Source organism: Candidatus Terasakiella magnetica, assembly GCF_900093605.1.
Classification (GTDB): Bacteria; Pseudomonadota; Alphaproteobacteria; order Rhodospirillales; family Terasakiellaceae; genus Terasakiella; species Terasakiella magnetica.
The window spans coordinates 1-2,280 of the sequence record NZ_FLYE01000024.1; the positions used below are offsets into that span (position 1 = coordinate 1).

Annotated in this window: 3 protein-coding genes; all 3 read left to right on the forward strand. The window is 37.6% G+C overall.

What is annotated here, in order from left to right; all coding sequences use genetic code 11:
• The coding region (locus tag MTBPR1_RS10825; RefSeq protein WP_165602659.1) for a SpoIIE family protein phosphatase at positions 1-1,015 on the forward strand (1,015 nt) is incomplete at its 5' end.
• Between the two features lie 18 nt (positions 1,016-1,033).
• Positions 1,034-1,420 (forward strand): DUF1987 domain-containing protein, encoded by a 387-nt coding sequence (locus MTBPR1_RS10830; RefSeq protein ID WP_069189045.1) that lies wholly within the window; start codon positions 1,034-1,036, stop codon positions 1,418-1,420.
• Positions 1,421-1,455: 35 nt separating this feature from the next.
• On the forward strand, positions 1,456-2,244 hold the full coding sequence (locus MTBPR1_RS10835; RefSeq protein WP_083223042.1) for a substrate-binding periplasmic protein: 789 nt from the start codon (positions 1,456-1,458) through the stop codon (positions 2,242-2,244).
• Positions 2,245-2,280 lie beyond the last annotated feature (36 nt).

Genomic DNA, 2,280 nt, shown 5'->3' on the forward strand with positions numbered 1-2,280 from the left:
AGGTGCACCTGTTGAACCTGTTGCCCGAGCTCACGCAGAAAGAGGTGATTATGGGAGTGGTGATATTAATGAGCTGGTTCAGCAACGCTTAGACGGAATAACCAACAATGAAGGTGGTGAAATAGAAGTTACTCTTGGTGATGGTTCCCGTATTATTAGTATGCGCAAATCCCCTATTGAAGGCGGTGGAGCAGTTGTAACAGTTACTGACATAACTGAACGTAAACAAGCGGAACATAAGCTTGCTGATGCTTATGACGTGATCTCCAGCAGCATTGATTATGCCGCAAATATTCAACAAGCTATTTTACCATCTGAAGATATCTTAAATGCCGTTTTAACAGACCATTTTGTGGTTTGGGAACCAAGAGATACAGTCGGTGGCGATTTATACCTTTGTCGTGTCTGGGGTGATGGTTTTTTAATTATGCTTGGTGATTGTACAGGCCATGGCGTACCAGGTGCTTTCATGACAATGATCTCCACAGGTGCTTTAGATAATGCATTAACGGATACTGTAAGCGGTGAAACAGGGGTATTGTTACAACGCTTGCATCAGGTTGTCAGGTCAACTTTAGGGCAAAACGAGGCCGACAGTATATCTGATGATGGTATGGAACTCGGCCTTTGCTATGTGGGCTCTGATATGCAAAGCGTTGTTTTCTCAGGTGCAAAATTTGATTTGTTTATCCATGAGGGTGATGAAATTTCTGTCATTAAAGGAACGAAAAAAGCCATAGGTTACAGAAATGTTCCAAAGGGACAAGAATATGATCAGCATGTGATTGATGGATTAAGCTCAAAAACATTCTACATGACTTCTGATGGTTTGATTGACCAAGTTGGTGGTGAACGCAAAAGAGGGTTTGGTAAAAAACGTTTCCGTCAATTGCTTCTAGATATTCAAGAGATGCCAATGAGCAAACAAGGCGAGCATATCTATCAATCCTTGGAATTCTATCAAGGCGATCAGAAACGAAGAGATGATATTGCTGTAATTGGTTTTAAAATTTAAGTGCGGATACAGAAGATAATGGAAAATATTTATGTAACGGCTACTGAAAGATCACCAGAGCTTTTGTTCGATTTTAAAACCAACACTTTTCAGATACGTGGTGAGTCATATCCTGAAGATGTAAATGAATTTTATGGTTCTTCATTAGAGATATTGGAAGAGTTTTTAAAAGCGCAAGATAACAGCGATATTTCATTTATTTTTGAACTGATTTATTTCAACAGCTCAACAGCAAAAGTCCTTATGACTTTATTCGAGCTATTGGATGAAGTAGCAGAAATTGGAAATAAAGTAGTTGTCGAATGGCACTATGATGAAGAAGACGACAATATGTGTGAACTGGGTGAAGAGCTAGGTGAAGACTTGGAAACAGCAGAATTTGTATTAAAGTCCACTTCAGATTAACTGCTAAGGCTAAGTCTCACATAGGTTATATATTTATGAAACCTTACCTTGGTTATTTACAAAGGAACGATATGATGGTGATTAGGGTATTATTGTTTTTGCTTTGCATAATCCTTACCCCTGATTTTGCAAAGGCCGCTGAGCTTAAAGTCGGTGTCATTGACATCAAGCCATGGGGCTATAAAGATAGTAATTCTTCCCCTTCAGGACAGCATATTGACACACTTGACGAATTAGCTGAGAGGTTAGGTATATCGTTTGAATATCAAATACTTCCTTTGGCACGTATCAAGAAGCTTCTAGAAGTTGGTCAGATTGATATGACTATTATATTCAAGCGAGATAACCTTAAAAATATTGTTGATTTTATAGGAATGGTGAAACCATACAATTATTATCTAGTTGGTAAAAGAGGCCAGAAGTTTGATGATAAAAAAATAAAAAACCTCAACAATGTTGGACATATCATTGGAGAAGCGGATGTTGTCAAAAAATGCTTTTCTGATCAGTACAATTCTAAAGCAAGATTGTATTCTACTAAAAGCTACGGCAATCTCTTAAAAATGCTCGAACGAAACAGAATTGAAGCAGCAACAATCCCTTCCAAAGGACTAAAAGCATATTTGGATGGCATCAAAGCAGATGCATCATTGATAAATCGATTATTCATTCTTTGTCGTAATGAAGCATTTTTGCAAATTTCAAAAAAATCACCACATTATGATCAAAAATTAATTGAAACTATGCGTATGACCCTCAAAAAGATGAGAGCAGATGGGACAATCGAGAGCATTGCAGCAAAATACGATGAAGTGAAAAACTGAAGTTCTTTAAAGCAGCTATTATTTCCGTTTATGGCT